Here is a 4,060-nt window from a genome sequence, read left to right as displayed (position 1 = left end):
CTATATCGTCATGAATGACGCCTTCAATTGGAGCTATGATTACCAGCGTAACGCCCCAACCCCATCAAACACCATAGACTTTCTCAGTGTCGGCATCCATGAAATTGGTCATATCTTGGGCTTCGTCAGTGGGGTGGATTCGACGATACTCGCGGATTATGACGCTAGTTATCAGATGAACCTTGACCGTCTGATGCGTACTACCTCCCTGGATATGTACCGCTATAGTGCCTGGAGCGAAGACCAAGACATGCTTGAATTAGCCTATGGTGCCGACGCCTACTTTTCCATTGATGGGGGTAATAAAGTTCTGGCATACTTTTCTGAAGGCAAGGATCCCAATTTAGGATTAGGAGGTGATGGCTATCAAGCCAGCCACTGGGACGGTATGGGCAATGATTTGGGTGTTATGAAGCCAGCCCTAGGTTGGGCAGAGAGGGCCGATATCTCAGCACTAGATTTACGAGCATTTGATGTGATTGGCTGGAACCTAAACTCCACTGTGTTGGGCTCAGATGGACGCCCCAGTGACTCAAATATGACCCTAAATCTCAATAACTTGCTCAACAACGCCAAGAATACCTTAGCCAGCAAAATCGGTGCCTACTTCAATGATCCTAACTGGAATGCCTCATGGATCGACTGGTATATCGCCAATGGCTATAACGAAACAGCAGGATCCTGGCTAGATCAAGACCGGATCCAGAATGTGCTCGACATCTACGAATGGGGCTATGGTGGCGGTGCTGGTGGCGGTAGCAGTGGCGGTGGTGGCGGCAGTGGCGGTGGTGGCGGTGGTGGCGGTGGCAGTGGGCAAGTATTAGGCCAGTTGATAGAACAGCAGCGGTTTTCTTCAAATTTCAATTGGTCAACCTTCAATGCTGACCAGGGATCGGCTCAGGTGCCAGACCCTGGGGCTACCAGTGGCTTAATTGGGTTAGGTCTGTTGGGGATACTCTTAAACCGGGATTAATCGGAACAATTCCGAATAAAAAGGTCAAGGTCAATTTATTGTTGTCTGAGTGAGGGGTGGTCATACAGCAATTGGAGTTAAGCCTCCCACCCATCTATCTAGACGTTCCTCACATCCCGGTGAGGAGTTCCTTAAAAGCTTGAGTTTTACTATGCTTAGAGTCAAGCCACCCTAGCTCAACCGCGTCAATAAGACTCAAGTCCATACCTTTCAAGAAACGCGCGGTACGGCGCAACAATACTGCTTGAACTTCAACCCTGGTCATAAACCGGGAGATTTCCTGGTCTGTACCGCGAGCCAGGATATTCTTCGCAGCATTATAGTCAGCCTGCAACACGACCCCATTAAACCTGGTAAAACTGTCCCCTTTCCTGACCCCTAACAGGGTGCCAGTTACGGAGTCAATTTGCGACGTGTAGCTCGGTTGAATTTCTGAAACTACTGAACCAGTCCAGTTAGCCCATTTCTGTAAAGAGTCCCGGATTGCTCCCTTCATCCAAGTATTTAACCTGCGGGACATCGCTAATGATTGACGAAAACCTTTGATTGCTTGGGTCAAATCCTCCGCAAAAACTTTTAACGATTCTCCCCTAAAAAGAGATTTAGAAGCAGCGCCTATTACAAAAATTACTGCTTGGTCTTTTCTTAAGCGACGATTCTCTGTTTTCCGGCTCAGATTATTTTCTAGTATACGAGCCGACTTAGCTGGGTCGATTTTCTCTAATTTTCTATGCAGTGCCCATAACTGGCCACGATTTCGGTTTTTCTTAACAATTCTGTCAGATTTATTGGTCGCTAGTTTACCTAAGCCAAGACCGTGTGCACGACCATCTGAATCATAAAATACTTCTGTGTAACCCTTATCTACACCAACACAACGACATTCAGTCGGATTATTGATAGTTCCATGATCAACCAAAAAATGGATTTCAAAGCGCTGCAAATGAAGATTGTAAATTAGTCGGATCTGTCCTGTTATTTTTCGATTATATCTTACCAGAATTCGATGGCGTTTACCTCGACGTAACCCAGCCAGTTCTAACTGGTAAGTGTGGCGAGAAATCCGTTGGCAGGAGTAACCGTTTTGTTGATAGACTATTTGATTTTTTATCCTTGAATGACCCCGCTGAAACTGCTTCCTAACAATTCGAGGCAAAAATGGATCGTCTAGAAAACTGGGACTTGATAGCTGTTTATAGCATTGATTTCGACGTTTTTTATTTTCTTTACCTGGAAATCGCTTATGCAGGATTTTTCCTAATGCTTCAATACAAGCAGCTTGTTGGGCACTAATGGCTTTACCGACATCGCTAACTGTCCATTCCATTAGTTTAGATGGTAGACCTAAAGATTCTGGAGTTCTCAAAGACCTAACCTCTGGGTAGGCTTTCCGCCAGTCGAGTCCCCAATGGCTAACGCTGCCAAGCTTGTTGTAGGATTCAGAACGAACGATGCCTAAGCGTTGCATCATGGCAACAAGCTCAGCTTCAACTACCATTGACATCCCAATTACTGGAACTACCTGAGTTGAGAGCTTTTTGACTGTGCCTGATTTTTTCTTCCCCTTAGACATATTCGAGCTTGTTGTAATCATTGTCCATTATACCCCAAAAAATCCCATTTTGTACCGCTTTTTGGGGGTTTAATGGCAAGGCATTGGTGGTCTGTTCAAGGGTCGTAGCAGATAGTAAACAGGTATAGCGCTACGCGCTATAACAAGTACGGTAGAGCCAAAAATTTCCCCTTTTCTAGTCATAAGCGTTACTTGGTCTAGAGGTTTGGGAATTCTAGAGGATAGTTCTTGCCCACGACATGCTTCAGTCTCTAGAAAAGCCCCATGGTCACCACAGATTTTTGTAAATTGCCACCTAAGTCGCATCACAATAAACCCTTAAACCAACTCCTGACCTTGCCCATTGCCTGTTACCTAGTGGCTCAGATGCCCTTGCTCTGCTCAGCTCAAATTGTTCCAGATAATACTCTACCGAACAATTCCATTGTTACTCCTAATGGCAATATCATTGAGATTACCGGTGGTACCACTGCAGGAGGTAATCTCTTCCATAGCTTCGAGCAGTTTTCCGTTCTGACTGGGAATACAGCCTTTTTCAACAATTCCCTGACTATTGACAGTATTATTAGCCGGGTCACTGGTGGCTCCATCTCTAAGATTGATGGCTTAATTCGGGCTAACGGTAGGGCTAACCTGTTTTTAATCAATCCCAATGGGATTGTGTTTGGTTCGGAGGCTTCCCTAGATATTGGTGGCTCGTTTATCGGCTCTACCGCCAACAGCATTAAATTTGCCGATGGCAGTGAATTTAGTGCTACCAATCCCCAGGAGCCTCCCCTGTTAACCATTAATATTCCTACTGGTTTACAGTATGGCTCCCAAGCCAATCCAGGCAGAATTGTGATCAACGGGCCTGGGAACAATCTGAGTATTAATCCCGCTACATTTGCAGTAATCAGAGACAATCGACCAGTGGGGCTGGAAGTACAGCCAGGTAAAACCTTAGCCTTGGTGGGGGGTGATGTGGCGGTTGCAGGAGGAAATCTCACCACAGCAGGAGGACGGATTGAACTGGGCAGCGTCCAGGGAGAAGGGATGGTAACGCTAACCCCAACTAACTCAGGTTGGACATTAAGCTATGAAGATGTAGGACAATTTCAGGATATTACCTTGTCCCAAGGGGCGTCGGTGAGTACCAGTGGTAATGGCGGGGGTGAAATCCAGGTGCAGGGTCGGCGGGTGACCCTTAGTCAGGGGTCAGCCATCTTAGCCGATACCCTGGGCAGTGGGGCTGGGGGAAGTTTGACGGTAAAGGCGACGGAGGCATTGCAAGTTATCGGTACCGTTGTAAATAATTTCTTTTTCAGCCGTTTATCTAGTGATGTAGCACCAGGGGCTACAGGGAATGGGGGTAATTTATTCATTGACACGGAACGCTTGCGGGTTGCTGATGGCGCTCAGATCTCCAGTGGCACCTTTAGCTCCGGGAATGCTGGCACCTTGACGATCACCGCTGCTGAGGTAGAGGTGATTGCTGGCTCGAACTTCGGTCCCAGTGGTTTGTTTGTGCCAGA

General features: G+C 46.8%; 3 protein-coding genes. 2 read left to right on the top strand and 1 reads right to left on the bottom strand.

Annotated features, from left to right (window positions below):
• Nucleotides 1-973: NF038122 family metalloprotease (locus F6K20_RS27395; RefSeq protein ID WP_287296769.1), on the top strand; the 973-nt coding region annotated here is incomplete at its 5' end.
• A gap of 109 nt (nucleotides 974-1,082) precedes the next feature.
• Here F6K20_RS27395 and F6K20_RS27390 read toward each other — a convergent pair.
• On the bottom strand, nucleotides 1,083-2,567 hold the full coding sequence (locus F6K20_RS27390) for a zinc ribbon domain-containing protein (protein ID WP_229414271.1): 1,485 nt from the start codon (nucleotides 2,565-2,567) through the stop codon (nucleotides 1,083-1,085).
• 243 nt (nucleotides 2,568-2,810) lie between these two features.
• Between F6K20_RS27390 and F6K20_RS27385 the strand changes: the two genes are divergently transcribed.
• A partial coding sequence (locus F6K20_RS27385) for a filamentous hemagglutinin N-terminal domain-containing protein (protein WP_287296767.1) occupies nucleotides 2,811-4,060 on the top strand: 1,250 nt, incomplete at its 3' end.

Source organism: Moorena sp. SIO2C4 (genome assembly GCF_010672485.1).
Taxonomy (GTDB): Bacteria; Cyanobacteriota; Cyanobacteriia; order Cyanobacteriales; family Coleofasciculaceae; genus Moorena; species Moorena producens.
This window is presented reverse-complemented; position numbering and strand designations above follow the sequence as displayed.

What these genes read in the sequence shown, in the direction of transcription:
- F6K20_RS27390 (WP_229414271.1), bottom strand. Translation starts at nt 2,567, where the DNA reads ATGATTACAACAAGCTCGAATATGTCTAAGGGGAAGAAAAAATCAGGC.